Source organism: Streptomyces sp. NPDC021019, from assembly GCF_044333295.1.
Lineage (GTDB): Bacteria > Actinomycetota > Actinomycetes > Streptomycetales > Streptomycetaceae > Streptomyces.
On sequence record NZ_JBIRQR010000002.1, the window covers coordinates 1,266,831 to 1,290,953 of the forward strand.

Consider the following 24,123-nt stretch of genomic DNA (forward strand, 5'->3'; position numbering starts at 1 on the left):
TGTGTGAGGAAGTCTCCATGCCGCCCTATCAGCCTTCCGCGGACTGGCAGTACGAGATCCCGACCGCGGGAAGCAAGCGCCTGCCGCCCGCGGCCCGTTACGTCGAGTCGCTGACGCACCAGGGATACGGCTTCGAGGCGGCCGTCGCCGACCTCGTCGACAACTCCATCGACGCGGACGCCCGTAACGTCGTGATCAGCTTCCTCCGCGACGACCAGCGGCTCGTGGGGCTGCTGGTCGTGGACGACGGCTCCGGCATGAACGACGAGACGCTCGACACCGCCATGACAGTCGGCGGACGCCAGGTGTACGGGGACAGCGCCCTCGGTCACTTCGGCGCCGGACTCAAGGCCGCCTCGCTCTCGCACGCCGACTCACTCACCGTGATCAGCCGCACCAGACGCAGTCCGTCGACCGGCCGCCGCTGGCTGACCGCCAGCGCCCGGGCCGACTTCACGTGCGACATCGTGGACCCCCGCTACTGCCAGGCGCTCGTCGACCGCTACGACGGCCTGATCGAGTGGCACGGCACGATCGTCCGCTGGGACCGGGTCCGGGCCTTCGAGACGATCACCACCGGCCAGGCCGACCGTTTCCTGAACGACGCCATCGAGAGGCTGGAGACCCACCTCGGGCTCCACCTCCACCGCTTCCTGGCCCGCGACGACTTCAACGTCGACATCGTCGTCGAGGACGTGACGACGCGGGAGGAACTCGACCACCGCGGCGTCGAGCCGATCGACCCGTTCGGCTACCGGGTCTCCGGCCGGGCCGGCTATCCGCGCACCTTCACCGCCCCGGTGGAGGGCGTCGGCGAAGTCCCGCTGACCGCCCACATCTGGCAGCCGAAGTCCCCGCTGGTGAGCTTCCGGGGAATCGGCCCGCTCGCCGAGCGGCAGGGGTTCTACATCTACCGCAACGACCGGCTCGTCCAGGCGGGCGGCTGGAACAGCACGCGCAGCCCGGAGGGCCACCTCGCCCTCGCCCGGATCGCCGTCGACCTGCCGGCCGAGACGAACGACGTCTTCAGCCTCACGGTCAAGAAGGACGGCGTGAGCGTCACCCCGGCCTTCGCCCGCGGCCTGGAACAGGCCCTGGACAGCGCGGGGAACGACTTCGCGTCCTACGTCAAGGAGGCGGAGGCGACCTACCGGGAAGCCGCCCGGCGGGCCACCGAACCCCAGCGCAAGGCGGTTCTCCCCGCCGGCAAGGGCCTGGATCCGCGGCTGAAGCGCACGTTGCGCGACGAGCTGCCCGAGCTGGAGGGCGAGGACCCGATCACGTTCCGCTGGGACAGCCTGCGCTCCGACGTGTTCTTCGAACTCGACCGCGAGGAACGGGTGGTGAAGCTCAACAAGGAGTACCGCCAGGTCTTCAACGGCGGGCGCCGGGGCGGTCTGAACGATGCCCCGGTGGTGAAGAGCATGCTCTACCTCATGGTCAACGAGATCTTCCAGAAGGAACGGGTCCGGGCCACCCACATCGACAACATCGCCCTCTGGAACAGCGTCCTCGTGACGGCCGCGCGCTGCGAACTCGCGCGCTGACCCGTTCCGTCCCGACAGCCCCGTTCCCGCCGGAGAAGAGATCCGCCACATGACCGACCACCTGCTCCACCTCCATGGCGACGTCCTCGCCGCGATGCGCCGGGGGCCCAGGGACTTCGCCAGGCTCGCCTTCGCCCTCGCCGACGAGGAAGAGCCCGCCGACACGGAACAGAGCCGGTTCCGGGACCGTGTCGCGGCCTCGGGGCCGGGCGACGAACTGACCACGCTGTGGCACCGGACGCTCACCGCCTGGGACCTCGCGGAGCAGACGGACTGGTCCGCGGCCCCGCCCCGTACGGACGAGCGGCGGGCGGACGCGTACGACCGCCTCGGCTTCGACGCCGACCTGCGCAAGGTGCTGGACCATGCGGTACCGGTGTTCAAGGAGCCCCGCCCCACGATCATCAGCACCACGCCGACCTCGTGGTACTCCCGCGACACGGCAGCGGTCCGGTCCTTCTACTGGCCCGCGTACGAGCGACTCCTGCGCCGCAAGGGCTGGTCGGACGCCGCCGTGACGGGCCTCGACGAGGCGAGCCACGCCGTGGTCGAGCGGCTCGCGGACCCGATGCGCCCCGACGCCTACGGGGCCCGGGGCCTCGTCGTCGGATACGTCCAGTCCGGCAAGACCGCCAACTTCACGGGCGTCACGGCCAAGGCCATCGACGCGGGCTACCGCCTCGTCATCGTCCTCGGCGGCACGCTGAACCTGCTGCGGGGGCAGACCCAGCGCCGCCTGGACATGGAACTGATCGGCCAGGAGAACATCCTGCGCGGCGCGGACCCCGACGACCCGGATGCCCTGATCGGCGTCGACTACCAGGACGACGAGGACTGGCCGGAGAAGTTCGTGAGCCACCACGGCCGCCCGTCCACGCTCGGCGCCTTCGACATCGAGCGCCTCACCACCCGGGACGACGACTACCAGAGCCTCGCCACGGGAATCCGCGCCCTCGAATTCGACAAACAGGTCCGCACACAGCCCCTCCACGTGCCGGACAACCTCCACCGCGCCGCCGCCCGCGTGATGGTCGTGAAGAAGAACAAGTCCGTCCTGAGCAAGCTCATCAAGGACCTCAAGAAGATCGGCGGCCCGCTGCTCTCCGAGATCCCGACGCTGATCATCGACGACGAGTCGGACCAGGCGTCCGTCAACACGACGGACCCGAAGAAGTGGGAGGAGGGCAAGGTCACCCGTACGGCCATCAACCGCCAGATCTCCGAACTGCTGGGACTCCTCCCCCGCGCCCAGTACGTGGGCTATACCGCGACGCCGTTCGCCAACGTCTTCGTCGACCCGGGCGACGGTGAGGACATCTTCCCGCGCGACTTCCTGATCTCCCTGCCGCGCCCGACGGGCTACATGGGCGTCCAGGACTTCCACGACCTGGACCGTACCGACGAGTCGGTCGTCGGGAGTGCCGAGCGGGCCCACGTACGCGGCATCCACGACGACGCCGACGGAGACCGGCTCACGGAGGCCCTCGACGCCTTCGTCCTCTCCGGCGCGCTGAAGCTGTACCGCGCGGCCCACGGAGTGGACGACGCCCCTTACCGCCACCACACCATGTTGGTCCACGAGTCCGTGCGCATGGCCGAGCACACGCTTCTCGCTCGGCGGATCAGGTCGCTGTGGCAGGAGGCGGCCTACACGAGCCGGGAGGGGCATGAGCGCCTCGCCGCCCTCTTCGCATCCGACTTCCGGCCCTTCGCCGACGACGGACTGCCCACGCCCTCCTCCTACGAAGAGCTGAGGTCCCACGTCTCGCACGCTCGCCAGAGGATCAACTCGGGCGGCTCGCCGGTGCTGATCGTCAACGGCGACACTGAACGCGACTATGACCAGCCCGACCTGGACTTCGACCGCACCCCACACGTCTGGAAGATCCTCGTCGGCGGTACGAAGCTCTCCCGCGGCTTCACGGTCGAGGGCCTGACGGTGACGTACTACCGCCGCAGGACCCAGCAGGCCGACACCCTGATGCAGATGGGCCGCTGGTTCGGCTTCCGCCCCGGCTACCGCGACCTGGTACGCCTCTACATCGGCCGTGCGGAGCCCGCGGGCAGGACCAAAACGGTCGACCTGTACGAGGCCTTCGAGGCGATCTGCCGCGACGAGGAGACGTTCCGCGCCCAACTCACCCGCTACGCCACCCTGATCGACGGCAAGCCACAGGTGACCCCGGCCCAGATCCCGCCCCTGGTCTCCCAGCACCTGTCCTGGCTGAAGCCCTCGGCCCGCAACAAGATGTTCAACGCGGAGCTGGTGGAGATCCGCTCCCCGGGCGAGTGGGTCGAACCGACGGCCTACCCGACCGCCGCGGCGGACCTGCGCCACAACGCGGAGGTGTGGCGGCCGGTGCTGGCGTCACTGGATCCTGACCCCCAGGTGTTCGTCACCCTGTCCGAAGGAGACCAGGGCAGCTACATCCGCTATCCGGCCAGGACCGCCGTGCTCAGCCACAGCCAACTGCTCGGCGTCATGCGGGAACTGGTCTGGGGCCGACCCGATCTGCTCGCCCCGCACATGGAATACCTGAGCGATGCCAGCGACGCCGGCTGCGCGACGGATGACTGGGTCCTGATCCTCCCCCAGACCTCCGGCGTCACCAGTGTCCGGGCGGAGTTGCCTGGAACCGAGGCGCTCACTCTCGTACAGCGCAAGCGCAACGCGTTGGGAGTGTTCAACCGCATCTCCGGCGTCTCTCACCGTCAGTCCGCCGAACGGATCGCCGGCCGCCAGCCACTCTGTGAAGACGACCCGTTCGCCACCCAGTTCCACCAGCCACGACGCGGCGCGCTACTCCTTTACCCAACGGTGGATCCCGCACTTGGAGCCCCAGCGAGCCTGGTGACGCACGGGGCTATCGATCCGGCGAAGGTGGTGTTGGCAGCTGCCCTGATTCCTGCCGTCGGCTCGGCGCGTAATCAAATGACCAGCGTCCGGTTCCGTGCCATCGACTCATCCCGCCCAGGTGATGCTGTCGTCAACACCGTGAGATAACGGAGATCAGACCCCAGGCGTGCCAGCTCAGGCGGACCGGTAAGGAGCGAGCAGTGGTGCCCCAGCCAGATGAATGGACCCCTCCAGAGGGTTCGTGGGCATCATCGGCCGCGCGGCGGCGGAACATGCAGGCGATCCGGAGCAGGGACACGAAACCGGAACGTCTGATCCGCAGGCTCGTTCACGCGAACGGTCTGCGCTATCGGGTGGCCGCAAGGCCCTTGCCTGACCTTCGCCGGACCGCTGACATGGTCTTCCGTCCGGCGAAGGTGGCCGTCTTCATTGATGGCTGCTATTGGCACGGCTGCCCGGAGCACTACGTTTCCCCGAAGACCAACCCGGGTTACTGGTCAGAGAAGGTAGCCAGGAACGTCGCCCGTGACCGGGATACCGACCAGCGGCTCTCCGCCGCCGGCTGGCTCGTCCTGCGATTCTGGGAGCACCAGAGCTCAGACGCCTGCGCCCTGTCGATCATCAGCGCTGTCCGCGAGCGCCGGAACGACCTGCTCGGGTAGCGGCTTCTGCTGAGGTGCGCCATTCTTGGCGTCACGCTCGTCGGCCGCGCGCAGCACATCCGCGATGGCCTGGCCTACCGCGGCGGCGACAGGGGGCGGGAAGGCGTTTCCGATCTGCCGGTACTGGGCGGTCTTCCCGCCCGTGAACTCCCACTCCTCCGGGAACCCTTGGATGATTGCCGCTTGCTCCACCGTCAGCATGGGGCCGTCAGAGCCGAACAGATCCCGCCCCTGGCTCTTCTTCTTTTCCCCTTGCTCGTGGTTGTTCGCCACTCCCATACCGGAGACTCCGAGAGTCTCCCAGGCAGCCTTGGCCCTACTGGGGCCGAGGTCAGCCCCACCGTGCTTCTTCGAGCCCCCGACCAAGGTCGGAGCGATTCCCCCATCTCTCTTCGCCCGGGCCTTGAATGCCTTGTCCATCCAGCGGTCGAGTGAAGCCTGGGCGATCGCTCCAGTTTCGCCACCCATCGAAATGTACGGCGCATAACGCTCTTCCATGCTCTTCTCCAGAGCATGGAAGACGCTGCACACGTCCCCCACAGGACTAGGCCAAACAAATTTGATATCACCGAGCACATCTGCGCGGATGGCCACAAGAACTGCACGCGGACGCAATTGGGGTACCCCAAAATTGCTAGCTTCCAGGACTTCCCACTCGCAGATTTCGTAGCCCATGCCAGCGAAATCTTCCTCAAGCCCAGTTTCCGGCCTCTTCGCCCGGCCGCCCGCCAGGCGCGCCTCAATATAAGTCCGGTAGTCCACAAATTTTGCGTCCTTGATCCCACGGACATTCTCGATCATCACCGCTTTAGGGTGCAGCTCGTCAACCAGTTCCAGCATTCGCGGGAAGAGGTCTCGCTCGTCATCCTTCCCCAGCTGCTTACCAGCATGCGAGAAGGGCGGGCAGGGAACGCCACCAGCAAGGAGGTCGAGCTCGCCGCGTCGCAGCTGCCGTCCAAGAAATTTGACCGGCTTATTCAGACCAGCGCCGCGACTATCCTCCGACGGAATGGGCCGAAAATTATTGACGTCATCAGAAATGACATCACAGTATTCCCGTTCCCAGCTCCATTTATCCCGGCGCTTGATATTCCATTCCAGCGTCTCCACCGCATGCTTATCGATCTCCACGAGCGCGAGATGCTTGAAGCCTGCCTGGTGGAGGCCGATGGCCTGTCCGCCGGCCCCTGCGCAGATCTCGATGGAGGTCAGCGGACGATCACTAGGGGCCACGAGGCTCCTCCTGGTGCGACTGATACAGACACGCAAGTGTCGCATCCGCCAGTGACAACAGGAGTCCCCCTAGACGAGCCCCGCCCCCTGCGACCCGTTCAGCTGTCCATCAGGTCCCGCAGATCGTTCTTCATCTCGTCCCGGAGCACGGCAGGCAGTTGCCTGTACATACCCCAGGCGCGGTCCACTGGCCGCAGCGGCCGGGCATCAGCCCCCATCCACTCCATCAGCTCACGCTTCTGCGCGAGGGGTAGCGCCTTGACCCTGGTCCACACCTGACCAGCGTCCATCTGCACACCAGTGAGGTTCTTGACCAGCTCGTTGCAGCGCGCGCACTCGATGAGGAGATCCTCAGCCCCCGCGGAGCTGCCTGATGCATGCGGATTGACATGTCCGAGGGTAAGCCGGGCCGCGGAACCCGGCTCGCCCGGATAGGCCTCCGCCGCGCCGACCCCACACCGGCGGCACCGGTGAAGGTCCCGCTCAAGAACGAAGCGCCTCGTCTTCGCACTGATCTGGCGCAGCCCGGCCGCCCGGTACTCCTTCTCCCACACCGGTGCCCCGATCTCCTCAAGAAAGAGCTGCTCGGGCTGGAGGCTGGGCTTGTCCTGGTTCGTCCTGATCACCCAGCCAGCGGGGCGGAGATCACGCATCCTGCGGTCGACCTGTTCGGTACCGGTGATCGCGGCACGCAGCGCCGCTTTCGAGAAGACGTTCCCGACGCCGACCTCATCGCGCAACCACAGCGCCACCCGGACCCTGGCCCCAAGTGACCCGTCACGCCAGTCCAGACCATCAGATGCCATGCGCTTCCTCCATAAAATTTCGAACGCGCGAACGGACTTAACCCTTTCGAGTGACGAGGCTATCTTGCCGCCACTTGCCGCGGCAAGTGGCGGCAAGCTCTCTCTGGGTGGAGCGTCGCCCGTCACCGGAAGATCGGACCTACATGACCACCAGGGCCGCTGGCCAGAGCCTGCCGCCCGCCACGGCCAGCTGCATCGAGATCTGCGCAGGAGCGGGAGGACAGGCCCTGGGACTGCAACGTGCGGGCTTCGAGCACACGGCTCTCGTCGAGCTGGACCCCGACGCGGCACAGACGCTCCGGCTGAACCGGCCCAGCTGGAACATCACGCAATCCGATGTCCGTGACATCTCAGCGAAGGACCTCACCGTGAACGACCAGCCAGTAGGACTGCTGGCAGCAGGAGTGCCATGCCCGCCCTTCTCCCTGGCGGGTGAGCAGCGGGGACCTGCGGACGAACGGGACCTGTTCCCCGACCTGCTCCGGCTCACCGGCGAGCTTCGCCCGAGCGCGGTGATGGTGGAGAACGTCAGAGGCATCCTTCAGGCGAAGTTCGCCGCCTATCGCGCGGACGTGCTCAGCGTACTGACGCGCCTGGGCTACACGGCCGACTGGCGGCTCCTGCGCGCCTGCGACTACGAGGTTCCGCAGTTGCGGCCCCGTGCCGTCCTGGTGGCCATGCGACCAGAGGTGTTCAAGCGATTCCGCTGGCCCTCACCGACCAGCAGTCCCGAGACGGCGCCCGCAGTGGGCAGCGTCCTCTATGAGTCGATGGCTTCCGCCGGCTGGGAACTGGCCCGGCAGTGGGCCGACGGTGCGATGACCATCGCACCCACGATCTGCGGAGGCTCCCGAAAGCACGGCGGCGCCGACCTCGGACCGTCTCGCGCCAGGAAGGCATGGGCGCAACTCGGTGTGAACGGATCCAGCGTCGCCGATGATCCCCCGCAGCCGGGTACCGCCCTTCCCGTCCGGCTCACGGTCCGGCACATGGCCTTGCTGCAGGGGTTCCCGGATGACTGGTACTTCGCCGGCAACAAGACCTCCGTCTACCGCCAGGTGGGCAACGCCTTCCCGCCGCCCGTGGCGGAAGCGGTGGGCCGAAGCCTGGCTGCCGCTCTTGGTCAGACGGGCACCACTTCGCGACCCCGCATGCCCCAGACCCCACGACAGCCAAGCGATGTGCCGGACAGCACACTCTTCCCGCCTTCCATGATCAATCCGGGCGTCAGAGCCTGAGAGGGCACGACCAGCCGGGCTGACTCCCACCTGCCGCGGGACGACCGGTCATGCGGAACAGCTGAGAGCAGCCACGACCGGCTCACGGTGGCGACACTGAGCGCCTCCCCCTGCTCGCCTACGAGGACAGCGCCCATGACCCATGCAGGATCGGCGTTCATCACCTCACTCTCATGACGAGTCAGGTGGACGACGAGGCGGGTCGGGTCCGTCGTCGCCTTCACTTCAATATGTATCCGCTCTTCAGACGGGGTCGTGGCGCCAATGTCGTACCCAAAGGCGTCAGACACCGCTGAAACGTGCTCCACCGCCGTCAGGCCTGCTTTCCGCAGAAGCGCAAGCAGACCCCTCTCCCCCGCGGTGCCGATCGCTCTCCTCTTTTCGTCATCGGCCGCTTTCCATAAAAGGCGGGGAACCACGGCGCTGTTCAGCGGAGAGTGATCACCGACATCTACGACCGGAAGGTCTGCTGCGGTGATCAGGCCCGTCCGGCGCAGCCATTCCAGAGCCTCGGCGTACTGGGCAGGGGTGAGGTCGGCGTAGCGAGGGTGATGGGTAAAGAGCGTGCGCACCCGGGGAACGTCAGCGAACCGCAGATATCTCAGCCAGCGCAGTGCCGCCTCGCGGGTGCCGTCACCGGGCAGCGACAACATCGACATGCCTCAGCAGCGCTCGGACGTCCGCCATGTCCATCCCTCCAGCGACCGGAGCCTCCTCCTGAAGGTCAGCGAGCTGCTGGACAGATGGATCATCAAGGATCCTGCCCATGAACTCCAGCTTCTGTTCGAGGCGCAGAGCGACCACCTCGTCCACCGTTCCGCGCGAAGCCAGCACCGTGACATTGGTTTCCGTGCCTGGCGCGAGCCCGAGCCGGTGAATACGGTCCAGGCTCTGCAAGAATCGGCCCGCCATGAAGTCCCGGTCCACGTACACAGCGTCGTGGCAGACATGGTGAAGGCTGATTCCCTCTCCCAGGGTTGCCGGATTGGACAGCAACACCGAACAGTCAGGGTCCTCACGGAAACGGCGGATCTCCTCTGCCCGGTCGGGGGTTCCTCCGTGGACCACGGCCGGCTGGTAGCCCGCGAACATCCGCTCCATGGTGCTGAGGCTGCGCACGAACGTCGTCCAGACCAGCGTCTTCCTCCCCTGCTCAGCGTTGGCCGCGACGATGCTGAGAGCCTCCTGATACTTCGGGGACAATTCGTAGCTGGGCAGGTCTCTCATCAAGGTGTAGAGGGAGTCCCCGTGCGGCACATCCAGCGGCGGTACCTGATAGATCAGCGCTTCGTACCGGCTGGTGCCCTCAGCGAGCAGCGCGGGACTCGTCGCCGCCATCAGAAGCCGCAGCATGGCCTTGCCCAAGGCATCGAAATCGTCCCGCGTCGCCTCCGCGCGAGCTGAATACCGGCCCACAAGTGCGTCATAGATCTCCTGGTGCAGGCTGGGCATGTCGACGTACCGGATCTTCGGGTCGAAGGGCGGCAGCCCGAGTTCAGATTTCGTGGTGCGGGTGAACAACGGGCGCAGCACTTGGCTCGCGTACGCCAGGTCGCCGCCGGCCACAGCCCCTGTGACGACGCGGCGACCGTGCCCGGGCCAGACGAAGGAGAGCAGGTTCTCCAGGTCCCGGGCACCGTTGGGCGCCGGTGTACCCGTCAGGATGAGGCGGCGTCTGCTGAGCGGTCCGAGCGCCATGCAGGCGGAACCGTAGATGCCCCGCGTTCCCAGCTTCATGCGATGCGCCTCGTCCAGGATCACCATCGACGGCGCTGCTCGCAGCCAGGAGGCCAGCGCCGCCAGCGAACGGTCGAGCCGCTCATAGTTGATCACCATGATCTCCGCTGTGGCATCGGGGCTGCTGCCCATCACACCGAAGCGGAGCGGCTCCTTGAAACAGACGGAGTTCTCGAACTCCCACGATTCATAAGCCGATTTGGGGCTCACGACGAGCAGTCTGAAGGCTTCTCCGCGCTCTCTCATCGCGGCGAAGACCGCTAGCCCCACGCGGGTCTTGCCAGCCCCCGGCACACTGAAGTTCGCTCCGTGGCGGAGGGACAGCAGCCGGGCGATGTCACGCTGCTGGAAATCAGTGAGCGGCGCGGCCCATTCAGCTCCGAGAAGGGCCGGAATCTCCTCGTGAGTAATGGTCTGGTGGGAGCCGTCGCCGGCCCCCTCCAGCTGTTGCTGAGCAGCGTCCGCGTCATCCAGGACCCCGCCCACCAACTGGGCGAGTTCGTCATCCCACTCAACGTCCTCGGGCGATGGCCAGGTCCCGAGTTCGCCAAGGCCGACCAGAAACGCCTCAAGCTCGATTTCCGCGGACAGCGGGCCTCTCTGACCGCCACCGGGAAACCTGGAAGCCAACTGGGCAAGATCAGACTGACGCCCCTCTTGAGCGTGGAGCACCGCACGTGTACGGGTGACGTCGAAGGCGATCCGCAGAGACGGTTCTGCCTGGCCCGTCACGCCCCGCCCTCCTTGCCTGCGGCATCGAGCAGCCAGGTGACCCCGTCCCCGGGCTCCTTGATGCTGCGGGCCGCCTCCACCGCCAGCTTGCCCAAGCTCTCGCGCAGTTTGAGTACCGCTTCGTCGAAGATCTCCTCGTCGAGACTCCGCGAAGCGCGGGAAAGGACGAGGTCGGTGATGCACTGGTCGATGTCGTGGCAGGCATCCACGATCCGGTCAGGCGCAGCCTGCTTCCGCTTCCGGACTCGGGCATCCTTTCCCGCAGGTTCCAGTGCCTCTTCCACTGCCGCCGTCACTGCCGTGATGGTCTTGGCGGCCTCGGCAACCTGTTCCAGTGAGGCGTTGTCGCCCGCAGCCTCCACGGCCTTCACTCTGAGAACGGAGTCGGTGAGTGCACGCGCTTCGGCGACCTTGGGATCAGCAGCACGAACCGTACGGTTCAGCCCCGGGATCGTCACCGTCGCGGCAGGAGCAGCGGCCGGCACCTGAGACCTGACGGCCTCGGGAAGACGGGTGTCGAGGTACCGCGATTTGAAGTCCGGCTCGATGAGCCGGACATCAGTCTTCGAAAATCCGAGGATGATCGCGGTCAGCCGGCTCTCCTTCATCAGGTCAGCCTTCTCCTGGCTAGACGCCGACTCCTTGACCCAACGTCGGTGAAGCTCCTTCAGCTTCTCCTGGTGGTCTTCGAAGTCGAGCAGCCGCAACTGCGCACCGCCGGTCCTGCTCCGCTCGACCAGGTCGTTGAGCGTCGCGAGAATCCACTGATCCTGCTCGCAGACGCGCGCGGTCGTCCGGAACTCCCGAGCGATGTCGGCAACCGTACGGCCCAGGCCGATCTGCTCGTCGATGGCCAGCAGGCGGTTGATGTAGGAGTAGTCACGCCGATGGTCCTTACGCAGCTGAAGCGCCAGCTCGACTCGGTTGATGTCGTCCCACGTGCAGGAAGAAGGGAGGACTCCGACTCGGATGTTGGCTTCGCCCAGGTCCTTGAGCGCTGCCCGCCGGGTGTTGCCATTGACGAGAATGCCGTCCCGCGTGATGAGCCCGGGGTCGTTCTGCTTGAAATCGCGGAGGCTCTCCAGGAGAGCGTCGAAGTCCGGGTCCCGCTTGGACGGGTCTGACGGCAGCGCCTTCAGCAAAAAGTGGAGGTACTCCTGGCTGTCCGTACTGAACGCGTCCTCGTCCAGACCCCGGTCGCGAACCGGGTCGTGGGTGCGCTGAGCACGGATCCGGTGCGTACCCGGGTTGTAGTACAGCATGTTCACCGGCATATTGATGACTTCAACCTGGGTCGGCTGGCCCCGCCATTCGATGCGGAGCGTTTCCTGGACACCGCCGGCGTCGAGCAGCTCCTTCAAACGGCTCTCCACAAGTTCCTGGTTCTCGGCGGCCAGAGGCGGGCGCCCGAAGTTTTTGCTCATCGTCAGTTCTCTTTCTGTGCTCAGGGGAAGCAGCTCAGGCGCCGGTCAGCGTGGCAGCGCCGGTCGTTCGCCATCCGTCACGTACAGGCGGGCTAGGACAGTGCCTCACGGAACTTGGCCCGCGACTCAGCCGGAAGCGTCCGGTAGACGGCCCAGAGTTCTTCGGCGGCGCTGAACTCGCGCTTGTCCTGATCGATCCAGCGCAGGAGAAGGCCGCGTTCCAACGACCCAAGGCGGCCCGCGCGGCCCAGAATCGCACTCAGATCGGCTGCCTGCCCACGGCCACCGACGCGGCACCGCTTGCATTCCGCGACCAGCTCGACCTTCTCGCCGCCGGCCGGCTGCTTCACCACCCGGCGGGCGATGTCCAGCTGTGCGGCTTCGTAGCTGCCGACGTACACCTCTCCGGGGGCGATCCCGCAGGAACGGCACAGGTGTCCGTCGCGCGCCAGAACATCCCGGCGCTGCGTCTGCGTGACGGAGGTCCCGGACTTCGCAGCCTTGCCGGGTTCCCAGACCGGAAGCCCCGGCTTCACGAAGCGCTGCTCGTGCTGCCCCAGGCCCGCGTCCTCACGGTTGGTATCGATCTGCCAGCCGTGGTCGCGGAGATCTCGCACCCGCCGATCGGCCTGACTCACCCCCGGAAAGGCGCCCTTTACGTCTTCCTTCGTGAAGACGTTGCCCTCGCCTACGACGGTGACCAGCCACAAGGCGGCGCGCTTCATGGTGCCGAACTTGGGGTCCGTCCACGACGGCAGAGTCATCAGGGTCTCCTCGCTTCAGACTTCAGGTGCTTCGACAGGCGTCGAGTCCCGAGCGGCAAGTCCGCGAGGGTCCTCGTGAGAAACACCATGGAGGTTGTGGGCACCCCAGTGCCAGCCCTGACGGAGTTTCGAGGGCAGACGGAAAACCCCCTCCGCTTCCCCAGCCGCACCGTGGCACGGACAATCGCACTGACCTGTACTAGTGGCCCGGCTGCGCTCTTGAGGAGCAGAGATTGCCGAAGAGATCCCACAAGTGGAAAGAGCTGCGCAGCTCGGTTCCCCCCGCTCAACGCGCCTTCGTTCTGATGCTGCGAAGAGTTCGCGAGGTCAGCGACCGCACTCAGGCGCAGATCGCAGGGGACGTGTACCTGGCTCCGACATCGCTCTCGAACCACTTCAACGGGGGCCGGATTCCCGAAGCCGAGCACGTCGAGAAGCTCTACAAGATCATCGATGACGAGGCGGCCACGTCATCGAGACCTATGCCCTGTTCGTTGGCCTTGTTGTTGGAGCTCCGCGACAAAGCGCTGGTGAAGCACTGTGACTGCTGCGCTGCCGGTTCGCCCGAAGCCGCTACCAGTTCCCCTGAGCCTCAGCCGACGGTGGCAGGTTCGCCGGCCCCTAAGCCCGTCCGCCGCCGACCGCGCCGACCCCGTGTCCGGCTTTCGACTCTGCGCCACAGCATTCCGCGGGCATCGGCACAAGCAAAGGTGCCGGTCCCCCTCCGAGGGGGAGACCGGCACCTCACTACACCTGCTGATGCCGCCTGGCCTGAGATCAGAACGCTCGCCGAGAGCCTGTCCGCTGGCCGGTCGAGAGACGCCGACATCATGATGTGGAGCGCCGCGACCACGCTCTCTGCCCGTGATGTCCAGATTTTCGTCGGTCAATGCCGAGCGGCCGGCATGGGGGAAGCAGCAGATCAAGTGATCACGAACGCAGCCCGTCGCGACGCACAGGCGGTTCTCAATATCGCGTCCGCACTTCACAACAGCGAGCAGTACGCGGACGTCGGCCTCCTGCTCGCAGCGGCGGCTCAGGAGGACTGAGCTTGACTCCCCGTCACCTCAGGCCGCCTCGGCGTCGTAGTGCATCTGAGCGCGGCCAAGGGCGCCGCTCGGGTCTCCTCCCTGGGCAGCAAGCCAATGGAGCAGGTCCGTAATGACGTCGGTAACCGTGTCGTCAAGCGCGGCAAGGTCGAGGAGGCTCGAGGTGCTGCTGCGCTGGCCGTACACCGACAGCACCGCGGCCACACGCCCCACGCGGGCCTCGCACCCTGCCGTCTTCAAGGAGAGCTCACACCAGATGACCTTCCCGGTTGACGTGCGGACTGCCCCCCAATCGTGCGCCATCGCGGCGATGAGGTGCAGACCTCTGCCGCTCTCAGCACTGTCCGCACAGGCCTCACCCAAAGGCGCTGCGGGCAGGGCGGGACTCCGGTCATGGACCTCAAGCCGGACTCGCCCCTCCCTCAGTTCAAGAACGAGCGAGGCGGCAACGTCCCGACCGACATGCTTGATGACGTTGGCTCCCAGCTCGGTAGCGACGAGTTCAGCCTCCTCCGTCACGGCTGACGCACCCCACGAGCCGAGCTGAGATCTCACCGCCCGGCGCAGCTCGGACAGCTGGGCCGGCGCCGCTTCGAACGGCACCACATAGCGATGACAGGCATCCTCGCTCTCGCAGTGACACATGCCGACTCTCCCCTCACATCAGGACGGATCCGCGCCCACCGCATCCGAACGGCGACGCTGCGTAGTGTTCCGAGGTTGAGTATGTCAGCGAGAAGTTTCGCTATGTAACTTCTCACGGACCTCGATCGGGTGAATCCACCGTGCCTAACCTCGCCTGGCTTTAGCCTTGTTGCACGCGCAGCCCGTGGTTTGCAGCCAGGAAATGAGCCTTCGATGCCCGTCAGGACGACCACCACGCGTCGCCGCCAGCTCGGCGCGATGATGCGGAAGCTGCGAGCAAGTAAAGGCATGACCCTTGAGGAAGCTGGCCGACTGGTGGGCGTATCGAAGGCCACCGTCAGTCGGTACGAGACTCAGGAGGGCCCAGTGAAGTGGCCCATCGTCGACGCCCTGTGCCGACAGTACGACGCGACGGAGGCCGAGCGGTGCACAGTCGTGGCTCTCGCCAAGGACGCGAAACGGCGGGGCTGGTGGGGGCCGTTCAGCGGTTCGATCCCCGCCGACATGAACCTCCTCCTCACGCTGGAAGACGAGGCGGCACGCGAGGACCACTTCTCCTGCATGTACGTACCAGGACTCTTGCAGACGCGGGGGTACAGCACCGCGATTCAGCAGGCCAACGAGATGCGCCTGGCGCCAGAGGAAGTCGAACGGCTCGTCGATATCCGTATGAAGCGCCAGGAGATCCTCGCCCGAGAACGTCCTCCCCACCTCTGGGCCATCCTGGACGAGTCGGTCATCCGACGCGTGGTCGGCTCGCCCGCGATCATGCGGGAGCAGCTCGAACACCTCCTCAGGGCGAACGAGTCGCCGGGCGTCACCCTCCAGGTCCTCCCGTTCTCAAAGGGCGCACACGCGGCGGCTCTGGGAAGCTTCGTCATCCTGGGAGGGGCGGAACCCTCGCTCGATGTCGTCTACGTAGATCTCCATGTCGGCTCTGTTTTCATGGAGAAGGACCACGAACTCGACCGGTACCGGCTTGCGTTCGACTACCTGCGCGCGCAAGCGCTGGACATGGGCGCGTCATCGGCTGTGATCGAACGCGTCTGCAAGGAGATCTGAAGCATGCCTTCCACCTCGTCCAGCGGTACCCCGACCTGGTTCAAGTCCTCGCACAGTGGCGGTAATACAACTGAGTGCGTAGAAGCCGCGCGCCTCAGCGAGGCAACGGCGATACGCGACTCGAAAGCCGTCGAAGAGGGCTCTCTGCTCTTCCGGCCGACCTCATGGGCTTCTTTCGTGTCGGCCCTTCAGGATGGACACCTTGAGGCATGAACCGTTATTGATCACGCCATGACGGTTGATCTGCCGACCCAGCGGGTGCCCTTCGGATGCATGCGGGCGCGTTCCGTGCGTCTACGCCTTCTGCCCCTGCCTGCTGTCGCTCAGCTTCGCCGCGAACTCTTCGTACGGCACGGCGTGGCGCCATGCCGCATCACGGATGGCGGAGTATCGGACGACTTCGGCCGGCTCGGTGATCAACTCGACGACCACGAGGTGGTCCTCGTCGTCGAAGCGGAGCTTCGCGGCAAGCCGACTGTCGAACAGCCAGTAGTCCTCGGCCGGGAGTTGGAGACGATCGGCATCCACTCGCCATACGTTCCGAATGTTCTCCCCCAGACCACTGTTCCGCTTCGCGTTGTTGAGGAGGTAAAGCTGTCCTGTGGTCGGCGGCTGATCAACGATCCGCACCCGCTCGACACGCTTTCCCTGCGCGGTCTGGGAACGGATCAGCTCGCAGTACGGATCCTCCACGGACCAGTCAACACTGCCGGTCTCGACGAACTGGCGGTAAGTGTCCGTGGCTTCGTCACTGGCGAAGCGCCGCCGGGTCTCCAACCGCCAAGCCGAGTGCCGAAACGTACGGAACAGACCCTCGAACTCGTCCAGGCCGATGATCCGAGCCTGACAGGTCGCGCCCTTTGGCGACCGGTCAACCAACAGTTCACGCGGGACGACCACCGCCACCTCGGCCTCGGCCTCGGCCAGGCGCTGGTGCTGGGCGATATCGTCGGCAGCGGTCGACGGCGGTCCGTAAACGATGGCCTCTCCACTCGCCGCGTCCTCATGGACAGATGAGCTTCCCGTGCCACCGCTACCCGTGCCGCTGGGCCTCAGATGCCGTGCCATTACAGCCTCCTCTCACTTCGAAGGGTGTTCCGCCCGCCGTTCAAAGGTTGGCGGCCGGACCGCATGAGTGTCGAGGGGATCACCGGCATCACCACGCCGCTCACGAAACTGTTCGCGAATATCGGCCGCAGCCGTCGAATCGGCCACCCGACCATGAACGGCATGACCGAGTCGGCCACGTACAGCGCCCCTTCCGAAGCATTCAGTGCGCGTGGAAGCCGAGCTGAACAACCGCAGTCGGCCATCGACCGGCAGGCGATCTACCCCTTCATCCCCGCCACCTGCCGCGACCGCTCCTGGAGCTCGCGGGCGGCTCGGATCTTGCCGTACGGCGCGATGCGCTTGCGCATGGTGGTGAAGTGCTCGTCACCGCGTGCCGAGGAGAGCCCTACGTAGTCGTCCAGGAAGGTGCCCCACGTGGTGCAAGCCTCCTCGATATGGCCGAACTCGAACTGCCGTTGAGCCATGACCGCGTTGGCGTGGAGTCGCCCCTGCCTCTCTTGCTTGGGCTGCGCGCGGAGTGAGGCCTTCAGCGCTGCGATAGAGCCCGGCAGGTCACGTGTCTCGTACAGAACGTGGGCCACGTGGAACTGGTAGGCGGCCTGGTCGTAGCCTCCGATCGACTGCCGCCTGGAATCGGCTTGGGAGAGCGCGGACTCCGCCTCGCGCAGCCTCTGAAAGGCGGCGCGCCGGTCTCCGACCATCGAGGAGGCGTGGGCCTGCTGTCCGCGGAGGAAGGCCACCAAGCGAGGCCCTGCGTCCGGTGCCGCCTCAGCTGCCGAGTCGGCGAGCTCCAGGGCCCTCTGGCCGTACCGCAGATGGGATGCCTGGAGGCTCATGCCTCGCAACGTACGGCAGTACGTCACGTGGTCGGATGCTTCCTGCGCGAGGCGCAACGCCTTCACGTAATACTGCTGGCCGAGACCGTGAGCCCGCTCGTACATGGCCATCCAGCCGGTGAGGTAGGTCAGGTCGGACGCTGCGGAGAGCATGTCGCGTCGTACCGGTCCGGTCGCGGAAGCGCGCAGGTACGGCGCGACGGTGTTGACGAGAAACGCAGCGGCCATGGGACGAGCGTGTCCGGCGCCGAGCTCGTCGAGAATCTCCGCGATGCGGTCCGTCATCGTGCGGACGGTCGCCACCTCTGCCGCGCCGATGCGGCCGGTCGGCCGGACCGCGCGTTCCCGTTCCTCGGCGTAGGCCTCACCCGCGAAGAGAGGGACGGCAAGGGCAGCCGAGTACAGGCCTGCTGCGACAACTCCACGCCGTGAGGGGTCCATGTCAGCCCTTCCGAGGTCCAAGAGGGAGTCTGTGGTGTCCGCGGAGTTCGCTGCCGGGCCCGGCGCCGACAAGCGCAGGCCCGCTTCGGCGTAAGTCACCGGGCGGCCGAGCTTCCGTTCGAGCACTTCGACGATCACTGGCCGGACCTGCGCTCGCGGCTGCGTCCCGCTCAGCCAGTGCGAGACGGCGGACTGGTCGCACTTCAACGCCAGGCCCGCTTCTCCGGCCGTGCGGTTCACCGCGTTCGCTAGCTGCGTCCGGGACCATCCAGCCTGTTCAAGAAGGTTCTCAAGGCCTGAGTTGCGGTTGCTCCTAGGTGGCACGGGCACACCAACTCCCCGGAAATTCATGGCTTTCACGGTTACGCCTGTCTCCAACGGTACCGGGATGAGCACGGCGCGCAGTTAGCTCTACACAGAACGCGATCAAAAGCGGCCATGAGCGGAGATTCCTAGTGACCGACGTGATGAAGACAGGCGCAGGCCGCCCCAGGGCGGTAGCGGCAGGCGAGAAGGCGGACACGGAGGACGAGGTGCGACGCGTCCTCGCCTTGCGGCTCGGTACGACCACCCGCGCGGAACTCGACGACGCGGCAGTCTCCTTGCGCCGCCGTGCGGTAGCCGTTGCCGGCGCTCTGTCGGTCGGAGCGCGAGGCATGAGTGGGGCTGACCGCGGCTACCTCCTGGAGGCCACCCACCTCCTCGACAACCCTCCGGCTCCGGACGCCCTGTCCCATGAGGTCCATTGCCATGTCCGAGCGCTGGCCCGGGTTCTCCGGAAACTCGCCGCGATGAACGACGCCGGTGATGTGGGAAGGGCGGTCTCGTCCCGACCTCCCCTTCCCGTACGGCCGGTACCAGGGCGAGGGCAAGGCACTGGCCGGTGAGCGAGCGGACCCGGCAGATCGGATACGTCGTCTGCCTCGCCGCCATCGGCTCGTCGATCATCGCTGCGGTGTGGTCAGGCCGGTAGCCGGGCACCGCGCCCCTCCACGCGCCGCAGGCCTGAACAGCACACCCCATCCAGCCTCACAGACTCCCGCCCGGCTGTCTCCATGGACGGTCGGCAGCCGGGCGGGGCCAGGAGCACGACGGTGCGGAGACCGAATCTCCGCGACATCAGCACCGAAAGGGACTCTCCCATGAACGGAAACCTCTACGCACTGCCGATCCCGCCGGCCGACGCCTTCGCCACCTACTGCGGCGGCAACGCCGGCGGCTCCAACGAGACCTGCGTCAGCCTCGCCGCGATCCCCGGGGCAGAGGCCTCTTTCGTCATCCGTGACAGCAAGCCCGAGGGTGCGGGCAAGGAGCTGCGCTTCACCGAGACCGAGCTCGACGACTTCGCCACCGGGTGGGTCAGGACGAGGGGTCTGACGCTCTAATCTGGCTCCCTTCCTGAGCACGAAGCACCACGTAGTGGGCCGGACCGGACAGGCTCCGGACCGGCCCTTCTCCCCCCAGCGAAGGGCGCAGATGACCTGGTCAGGACATTGGCACGGATACGGTCCGTGGACCGGCAGCAGGGACGCGTACGGCCAGGAGGCACTACGCCGTCCGGGTGTGGAACTGAACTCCGAGCAGACACGGGCCTTCGTCGCCTCGACGCTGCCGCCCCTCATGACCGGGCACTGGCTCATGCGACAGGATCAGACGGCTACGGACCGCACCTGGACCCGTGTCGTGGCCGCCGTCACGTGGCTGAAGACCACGTACGAGGTGAATCCTCCTGCCGAGAGGGACGACGGCGGCCGCGCCTACGTCACCCTCGAACACAAGATCGCGCACGCGATGGACTCCCTTCCCCGAGGGGTCGACGTCTGCTGGGTGCACTACACCAAGTCCCAGAGCCTGATCTCCTTCTCGGTGGTGTGCTGCCTCAACCACCACCACCCCGGTCTCCCGTGCCCTCTCCCGCCCTCCTGACCTCCGTACCCCTCCGGTGACGTGAAGCGAGGAAGCCATCCGTGTCACTCAACCTCTTACTGCCCGAACCGGGCGTGACAGCGCTCCTGACCTCCTGGCCGGACGAGCCATGCGTGTACGAACGCGAGGCCGGCGAGCTCGACCGTGTGATCAACGCGGAGACCGTCGACCACTACCTGGACACCGGGTGCGTGCCCGCCGACGAGGTCGCCGTCGTGAGTGACGGCACGGCGCTGCACCCCGATCGCCATCGCACGGCGGGCCGGACCGACCCGGCGAAGTTGCAGAGCCTCTACGAGGACGGCCACACGATCCGGCTCGGCAACCTCCAGCGGGTCGTCCCCTTCCTGGCGGACGTCTCCCGCGGCATTCAGCAGGAGACCGGTTACAGCAACTACTCCCACGCCTTCGTGACCCCGCCCGGGAGCCAGGGGCTGCTCCACCACTGGGATCAGCAGATGGCCGTGATCGTGCAGATCGCCGGCGTCAAGCGATGGCAGCTCTGGCGGCCGAAGTTCCCCGCGCCGATGCGCGAGCACCAGGAGTCCTTCCGTGTCTGGCAGCACGACTTCATCCCGGAGTGGGAAGCCGTGGGGCCCGATCTGGAGGTTGACCTCCGGCCGGGTCAGTCCCTGCTCCTGCCACGCGGGTGGGTGCACAACCCTCATACGCTCGACGCGCAGGACCGCAGCATCCACCTGACGTTCGCGATCCGGGAACGTACGCCGCTCTGGGTCGCGGAGAAGCTCGTCAGCTGCGTGATCGAGAAGGACGCCTTCCGACGCGTCATCCTTCCTCGCGACTTCACGGGGCCACAGCTGCCCCGACATGTGCGGGACATCCGGCAGGCCCTGGTCGAGCACCTGGCCGGTCTCGACGTGGACGACTTCGCTCGGCTCTTGGTGCGAACCGCCGTATCGGAGAAGGAGTACGCGACGTGAGCTGCTGAGCGGGGCAGCGACCGGCCCGGGCGGCGCGATCGGCAGCACGAGCTGCCTCACGCCACTCCGGTGTCACTGCGGCGTACTCAGAACCGGTCGACCTTCTCGCCGGCCGGGACCTGATAGCAGCCGGACACGACCATCAGGTTCAGGCTTGGCGTCTTGCCTTTCGCGAAATGAGTGATCTTGACGCTGTGCTTTTTCTTGTCGTTGTCGGCTGTGAGCTGCATGCTCTTGTTCTTGCTCGTATTGGGTCCGTACTCGACGATGTTCCAGCCGCGTTTCGGAAGTTCTTCCTTGAGCCGCTCCATCACGCCATCAAGTTGGTCGGCCGATGCCGGAGTGAAGCTCCACGGGTGGAAGATCTGGAAATATTTTTCCGGATCCTTGTTTCCACACTCTGTGACGCCCGCTCCGCTGTTGGACGCCTCGCCCTTGATTCCGATCAGATCGTAGAGCTCACTGGAAACCTTCTTGGTCGTTTCCACAGCTTCCCTCGACGTGCTGGTGCCCGCGGAGGGGAGGGAGTCGGAATCCTTTGCATCATCCATGCTGCATCCAGTGAGAGTTGTAAGAGTGATGGATCCGAACAGCGCCAGTGCGCCCAGTCTCGTCTTCACGTCGAAGAACCTCGGTGAGTCGGACCGGATCGCAAGCCGGTCATTTCGGTTGAGTGACGGGGAGTCACACGTTCTATTCCCTCTTCGGAAACGCCGGACATCGCTACCGCCCCCTTGAGTGTGCCGGGGGAACTGGCTTCAACTCGACTTCATCACCGTGGCCTGCCACAACCATGCCTTGATTCCACAGGCTCTCCGTTCCCTCTTTCCAGTAATCGCTGTGTCCGTTTGTGTCCGTGGTCATCTGGTTGGCACCGAAGATCGGGTCGCTGGGGATGACCCAGGCGCCGTCCCAGTCGGTTCCACCGTGCCCGAATCGCCCGATGTCCGGGACCACATCCCAGTCGGCCTCCTGGTTCCAGACGTGTCCTTCGGGAACATCCAACTGCTCGGCTTTGCTCACTTGGACTCCGGGACTGCCTGCAAGGATCACGTCGTCCACGTTCAACTCGCCCTGTCGAGCCGCGGACCCGATCAGCGTTGTCCCATACGAGTGGCCGATTGCTGTGCGGTGCGGGTCCGATTCGGCGGTACGCGAGGCGTCCAAGCCGTCGAGGAATCGATGGTAGGCGGGAGCGCAGTCATTCGCGTAATGACTGAACGGGGAGTCCTTCACGATGCTCTGCGGCGCGTCGTAGCCGAGCCAAGTGATCGTGGAAACGGAGTCATTTCCAGGCGCGCCGTCTGCTGCGCGCCACACGTTGACCATTCGGTTGATGTCACCATCGATGCTGCCCAGGTTCGACGTCGTACCTGGCACATAGACCGCCTGGTGGTCAGCTGTGTCCGGGTTGCCGTTCGCAACGATCGCCCTGCCATTGCCTTCCGAGCTGAATCCCAGCAGGTACGCCTCCGGCAGGCCTTCCTCGCCCGTCTTGTCGAACCGTGCCTGAATGCTCTTCATGCCCTCGTTCGACTTGGTGAGCTCCGCGTGCCGCTCACCGTGCTTCTCGTTCCACTTGGTCCAGCTGTCGTTCTGGACGACAGCTGGATACTGCCCATCGGGGTTGGGCGAGTACCTGGCTGGCTCTGGGATCTTGGCGAGTTCCGTCTCCACGTGCCCCCTGGTCTGTGCCAGCACCATGCGGTTGGCCTCGTCACGCGTCACGGCGGGCAGCCCGTCCAGTGCTCCGATCGAAGCAGCGTTCAGGGCGAGATGCGCCGACTGATCCTCCGCGCTGAGGCTCTTCCACCAGGCCGCGTTGTCCTTCGGGCTGCCGTCCTTCGGGGGCTCCGGCAGGGAGTCGAGATAGGCCTTGCCCGCCTCGCGGACGCCGCCCGTGTCCGACTGCGCGTCCGCCCAGTCCCGGGGGGAGACCGTCAAGTCGTCGTCGGCCTTCAGTGCGCGCAGCTTCGGCGCCCACTTCGTATCCGCTTCCGTGGCCTCTTCCAGGGCGTCGGCGATGCGGTTCGCGTAGGCCATCGCCCTGCCGTAGTACGGGTTCGGGTGGATGTTCATCGCCTGGCGCTCCAGCGCGTCGGACGTCGGGCTGCCCCCCGCGCTCCCGGTCACCGTGCCGCCGTCCGCCGTCTTCTCGTCGCCGGGCTTCCTGCCCGCCGGATACGAGACGGAGCCGTTCGCGTTCACCGTGCAGCCGTCGGCTCTGGCGTCCTCCATGGCGGCTTCCAGTTTGCGCTTGGCCACCGCGATGTCGAAGGCGAAGCCGTTCAGCGCGGTGCTCACCAGGCCGCACTCGGTCTGCGTGTAATGGAAGTTCTTCGAGAGGCTCTTCAGTTCCTCGACTGCCGCCTTCGCCGCTTCGCCCTCCAGCTGGTTGCGGAGTTCCACACTGATCCGGTTGTCGAGCGCGTCCTTGGCCTCGGAGGCCATGTCACCGGTCGTCCGATAGCCGTTCGCGGCCTCTTCGTACTCCGACGGCTTGAAGCCCTTGAGCGTCGCAAGGTCCATGACCGGGCTCACTTCTCCTTCGCCTGGCCACCGACGGGCTCGGTGTCCCCGTATTTCACCTTGAGCTTCTCCAGCTCCGCCTGGGCTTCCTCGTCGGACTTCGACAGATCGTGGCCCGCTCCCCGCAGAAGTCCACCCAACGCTTCACAGCGGCCGCTCACATCGCTCACGTACTTCTTCCACGAGGCGTAGAGCTCCTTCTGTGCCGCCGCGCTCTGCGACCCGGTAGTGTCCCCCAGCCCCGTCTGACCGTCGGCAAGCTTCGTCAGCGCCTTACCGACACCGTCCTTGAGGCCGGTGACTCCCTCACCGGCCTTGACCCACGTCTTCCTGTTCGACTTCAGATCCCCCGAAGTCGCGCCGCCCGTGGTTCCGCCCTCCGCCGGGGCCTGGTTCAGCTGCATGTGCGCCGAACCATTCACCGCGACGTCAGCCTTGATTTGCTCCCATTCATCCCACGCCATCGTAGAAACTCTCCCGGTGTCCCCGATATCCCCGTTCCCCGCAGTTCCGTCGCCGGACACCGCGGGGTGATCCGACATGATCTCCGGCTGCTGTGGGCCAAATCAAATGCGGCCCCGTTCTCTCCCTGTTCCAGATCCTGGTGGTGGGTCGGAACCCTG

The 24,123-nt window shown here is 66.0% G+C and carries 22 protein-coding genes; 10 read left to right on the forward strand and 12 right to left on the reverse strand.

The genetic code is table 11. The features are described from left to right. Nucleotides 1-17: 17 nt before the first annotated feature. Genes ACH4RG_RS16690 through ACH4RG_RS16700 form a run of 3 tightly spaced genes read left to right on the forward strand, consistent with a single transcriptional unit; the run spans nt 18 to nt 5,066 of the window. The gene (locus ACH4RG_RS16690) at nt 18-1,547 is read left to right on the forward strand and encodes an ATP-binding protein (RefSeq protein ID WP_397917067.1); all 1,530 of its coding nucleotides are present in this window, start codon (nt 18-20) and stop codon (nt 1,545-1,547) included. Between the two features lie 49 nt (nt 1,548-1,596). After that, a complete protein-coding gene (locus ACH4RG_RS16695) occupies nt 1,597-4,551 on the forward strand; it encodes a Z1 domain-containing protein (RefSeq protein ID WP_398539722.1) in 2,955 nt (984 codons plus the stop codon). A gap of 56 nt (nt 4,552-4,607) precedes the next feature. After that, a complete protein-coding gene (locus tag ACH4RG_RS16700) occupies nt 4,608-5,066 on the forward strand; it encodes a very short patch repair endonuclease (protein ID WP_398539723.1) in 459 nt (152 codons plus the stop codon). Here the strand turns inward: ACH4RG_RS16700 and ACH4RG_RS16705 are convergent. Beyond that, the gene (locus ACH4RG_RS16705; protein ID WP_398539724.1) at nt 5,001-6,299 is read right to left on the reverse strand and encodes a DNA cytosine methyltransferase; all 1,299 of its coding nucleotides are present in this window, start codon (nt 6,297-6,299) and stop codon (nt 5,001-5,003) included. The genes ACH4RG_RS16700 and ACH4RG_RS16705 overlap by 66 nt on opposite strands. 98 nt (nt 6,300-6,397) lie before the next feature. Further along, nucleotides 6,398-7,105, reverse strand: coding sequence for an HNH endonuclease (locus ACH4RG_RS16710; protein ID WP_398539725.1), 708 nt, complete (start codon nt 7,103-7,105; stop codon nt 6,398-6,400). A gap of 143 nt (nt 7,106-7,248) precedes the next feature. Between ACH4RG_RS16710 and ACH4RG_RS16715 the strand changes: the two genes are divergently transcribed. Then, nucleotides 7,249-8,343: a DNA cytosine methyltransferase gene (locus tag ACH4RG_RS16715; protein WP_398539726.1), complete on the forward strand. Its 1,095-nt coding sequence runs from the start codon at nt 7,249-7,251 to the stop codon at nt 8,341-8,343. On the opposite strand, the gene ACH4RG_RS16720 is transcribed toward ACH4RG_RS16715, so the two are convergent. From ACH4RG_RS16720 to ACH4RG_RS16735, 4 genes are all read right to left on the reverse strand, one after another. Then, the gene (locus tag ACH4RG_RS16720) at nt 8,229-9,002 is read right to left on the reverse strand and encodes a protein NO VEIN domain-containing protein (protein ID WP_398539727.1); all 774 of its coding nucleotides are present in this window, start codon (nt 9,000-9,002) and stop codon (nt 8,229-8,231) included. The two genes, ACH4RG_RS16715 and ACH4RG_RS16720, sit on opposite strands and share 115 nt — an antisense overlap. Continuing rightward, nucleotides 8,977-10,812 (reverse strand): DEAD/DEAH box helicase, encoded by a 1,836-nt coding sequence (locus tag ACH4RG_RS16725; RefSeq protein WP_398539728.1) that lies wholly within the window; start codon nt 10,810-10,812, stop codon nt 8,977-8,979. The genes ACH4RG_RS16720 and ACH4RG_RS16725 overlap by 26 nt, the downstream gene beginning before the upstream one ends. Next, the gene (locus ACH4RG_RS16730; RefSeq protein ID WP_398539729.1) at nt 10,809-12,236 is read right to left on the reverse strand and encodes a transcriptional regulator; all 1,428 of its coding nucleotides are present in this window, start codon (nt 12,234-12,236) and stop codon (nt 10,809-10,811) included. The genes ACH4RG_RS16725 and ACH4RG_RS16730 overlap by 4 nt, the downstream gene beginning before the upstream one ends. A gap of 92 nt (nt 12,237-12,328) precedes the next feature. After that, nucleotides 12,329-13,000 carry a hypothetical protein gene (locus tag ACH4RG_RS16735; protein ID WP_398539730.1) on the reverse strand — a complete coding sequence of 224 codons (672 nt, stop codon included), beginning with the start codon at nt 12,998-13,000 and terminating at the stop codon, nt 12,329-12,331. Nucleotides 13,001-13,233: 233 nt separating this feature from the next. Here ACH4RG_RS16735 and ACH4RG_RS16740 point away from each other — a divergent pair, with 233 nt between their 5' ends. Further along, the gene (locus ACH4RG_RS16740) at nt 13,234-14,049 is read left to right on the forward strand and encodes a helix-turn-helix domain-containing protein (protein WP_398539731.1); all 816 of its coding nucleotides are present in this window, start codon (nt 13,234-13,236) and stop codon (nt 14,047-14,049) included. Between the two features lie 18 nt (nt 14,050-14,067). Here ACH4RG_RS16740 and ACH4RG_RS16745 read toward each other — a convergent pair whose 3' ends face one another. Beyond that, on the reverse strand, nt 14,068-14,655 hold the full coding sequence (locus ACH4RG_RS16745; protein ID WP_398539732.1) for an ATP-binding protein: 588 nt from the start codon (nt 14,653-14,655) through the stop codon (nt 14,068-14,070). Nucleotides 14,656-14,907: 252 nt separating this feature from the next. Here ACH4RG_RS16745 and ACH4RG_RS16750 point away from each other — a divergent pair, with 252 nt between their 5' ends. Continuing rightward, nucleotides 14,908-15,756 carry a helix-turn-helix domain-containing protein gene (locus ACH4RG_RS16750; RefSeq protein ID WP_398539733.1) on the forward strand — a complete coding sequence of 283 codons (849 nt, stop codon included), beginning with the start codon at nt 14,908-14,910 and terminating at the stop codon, nt 15,754-15,756. Nucleotides 15,757-15,759: 3 nt separating this feature from the next. Beyond that, entirely contained in the window at nt 15,760-15,969 is a 210-nt protein-coding gene (locus ACH4RG_RS16755) for a DUF397 domain-containing protein (RefSeq protein WP_398539734.1), read from the forward strand. An 81-nt stretch (nt 15,970-16,050) separates the two neighbouring features. Here the strand turns inward: ACH4RG_RS16755 and ACH4RG_RS16760 are convergent, their stop codons facing one another. Next, nucleotides 16,051-16,824 carry a DUF6879 family protein gene (locus tag ACH4RG_RS16760; RefSeq protein ID WP_398539735.1) on the reverse strand — a complete coding sequence of 258 codons (774 nt, stop codon included), beginning with the start codon at nt 16,822-16,824 and terminating at the stop codon, nt 16,051-16,053. 260 nt (nt 16,825-17,084) lie between these two features. Then, the gene (locus tag ACH4RG_RS16765; protein ID WP_398539789.1) at nt 17,085-18,455 is read right to left on the reverse strand and encodes a hypothetical protein; all 1,371 of its coding nucleotides are present in this window, start codon (nt 18,453-18,455) and stop codon (nt 17,085-17,087) included. A gap of 791 nt (nt 18,456-19,246) precedes the next feature. On the opposite strand from ACH4RG_RS16765, the gene ACH4RG_RS16770 reads away from it, so the two are divergent. The 3 genes from ACH4RG_RS16770 to ACH4RG_RS16780 all read left to right on the forward strand — a co-directional run bounded on the left by ACH4RG_RS16770 (nt 19,247) and on the right by ACH4RG_RS16780 (nt 20,971). Next, nucleotides 19,247-19,489, forward strand: coding sequence for a DUF397 domain-containing protein (locus ACH4RG_RS16770; RefSeq protein ID WP_398539736.1), 243 nt, complete (start codon nt 19,247-19,249; stop codon nt 19,487-19,489). A 178-nt stretch (nt 19,490-19,667) separates the two neighbouring features. Beyond that, complete coding sequence (locus tag ACH4RG_RS16775) at nt 19,668-20,030, forward strand: hypothetical protein (protein WP_398160506.1); 363 nt, start codon at nt 19,668-19,670, stop codon at nt 20,028-20,030. A gap of 41 nt (nt 20,031-20,071) precedes the next feature. Next, the gene (locus tag ACH4RG_RS16780; protein ID WP_398539737.1) at nt 20,072-20,971 is read left to right on the forward strand and encodes a JmjC domain-containing protein; all 900 of its coding nucleotides are present in this window, start codon (nt 20,072-20,074) and stop codon (nt 20,969-20,971) included. A gap of 86 nt (nt 20,972-21,057) precedes the next feature. Here the strand turns inward: ACH4RG_RS16780 and ACH4RG_RS16785 are convergent, their stop codons facing one another. The 3 genes from ACH4RG_RS16785 to ACH4RG_RS16795 all read right to left on the reverse strand — a co-directional run bounded on the left by ACH4RG_RS16785 (nt 21,058) and on the right by ACH4RG_RS16795 (nt 23,964). Beyond that, nucleotides 21,058-21,591, reverse strand: a complete 534-nt coding sequence (locus ACH4RG_RS16785; protein ID WP_398539738.1) for a hypothetical protein — start codon at nt 21,589-21,591, stop codon at nt 21,058-21,060. A gap of 103 nt (nt 21,592-21,694) precedes the next feature. Next, the gene (locus ACH4RG_RS16790; RefSeq protein ID WP_398539739.1) at nt 21,695-23,500 is read right to left on the reverse strand and encodes an alpha/beta hydrolase; all 1,806 of its coding nucleotides are present in this window, start codon (nt 23,498-23,500) and stop codon (nt 21,695-21,697) included. Between the two features lie 8 nt (nt 23,501-23,508). Next, nucleotides 23,509-23,964, reverse strand: a complete 456-nt coding sequence (locus ACH4RG_RS16795) for a hypothetical protein (protein WP_398160498.1) — start codon at nt 23,962-23,964, stop codon at nt 23,509-23,511. Between the last annotated feature and the right edge of the window lie 159 nt (nt 23,965-24,123).

Bases quoted from the DNA above. Each gene is read 5' to 3' on its own strand.
- ACH4RG_RS16690 (WP_397917067.1), top strand. From the start codon at position 18: ATGCCGCCCTATCAGCCTTCCGCGGACTGGCAGTACGAGATCCCGACC.
- ACH4RG_RS16695 (WP_398539722.1), top strand. From the start codon at position 1,597: ATGACCGACCACCTGCTCCACCTCCATGGCGACGTCCTCGCCGCGATG.
- ACH4RG_RS16710 (WP_398539725.1), bottom strand. From the start codon at position 7,105: ATGGCATCTGATGGTCTGGACTGGCGTGACGGGTCACTTGGGGCCAGG.
- ACH4RG_RS16715 (WP_398539726.1), top strand. From the start codon at position 7,249: ATGACCACCAGGGCCGCTGGCCAGAGCCTGCCGCCCGCCACGGCCAGC.
- ACH4RG_RS16720 (WP_398539727.1), bottom strand. From the start codon at position 9,002: ATGTCGATGTTGTCGCTGCCCGGTGACGGCACCCGCGAGGCGGCACTG.
- ACH4RG_RS16730 (WP_398539729.1), bottom strand. From the start codon at position 12,236: ATGAGCAAAAACTTCGGGCGCCCGCCTCTGGCCGCCGAGAACCAGGAA.
- ACH4RG_RS16735 (WP_398539730.1), bottom strand. From the start codon at position 13,000: ATGACTCTGCCGTCGTGGACGGACCCCAAGTTCGGCACCATGAAGCGC.
- ACH4RG_RS16750 (WP_398539733.1), top strand. From the start codon at position 14,908: ATGCCCGTCAGGACGACCACCACGCGTCGCCGCCAGCTCGGCGCGATG.
- ACH4RG_RS16755 (WP_398539734.1), top strand. From the start codon at position 15,760: ATGCCTTCCACCTCGTCCAGCGGTACCCCGACCTGGTTCAAGTCCTCG.
- ACH4RG_RS16760 (WP_398539735.1), bottom strand. From the start codon at position 16,824: ATGGCACGGCATCTGAGGCCCAGCGGCACGGGTAGCGGTGGCACGGGA.
- ACH4RG_RS16765 (WP_398539789.1), bottom strand. From the start codon at position 18,455: ATGAATTTCCGGGGAGTTGGTGTGCCCGTGCCACCTAGGAGCAACCGC.
- ACH4RG_RS16770 (WP_398539736.1), top strand. From the start codon at position 19,247: ATGAACGGAAACCTCTACGCACTGCCGATCCCGCCGGCCGACGCCTTC.
- ACH4RG_RS16790 (WP_398539739.1), bottom strand. From the start codon at position 23,500: ATGGACCTTGCGACGCTCAAGGGCTTCAAGCCGTCGGAGTACGAAGAG.
- ACH4RG_RS16795 (WP_398160498.1), bottom strand. From the start codon at position 23,964: ATGGCGTGGGATGAATGGGAGCAAATCAAGGCTGACGTCGCGGTGAAT.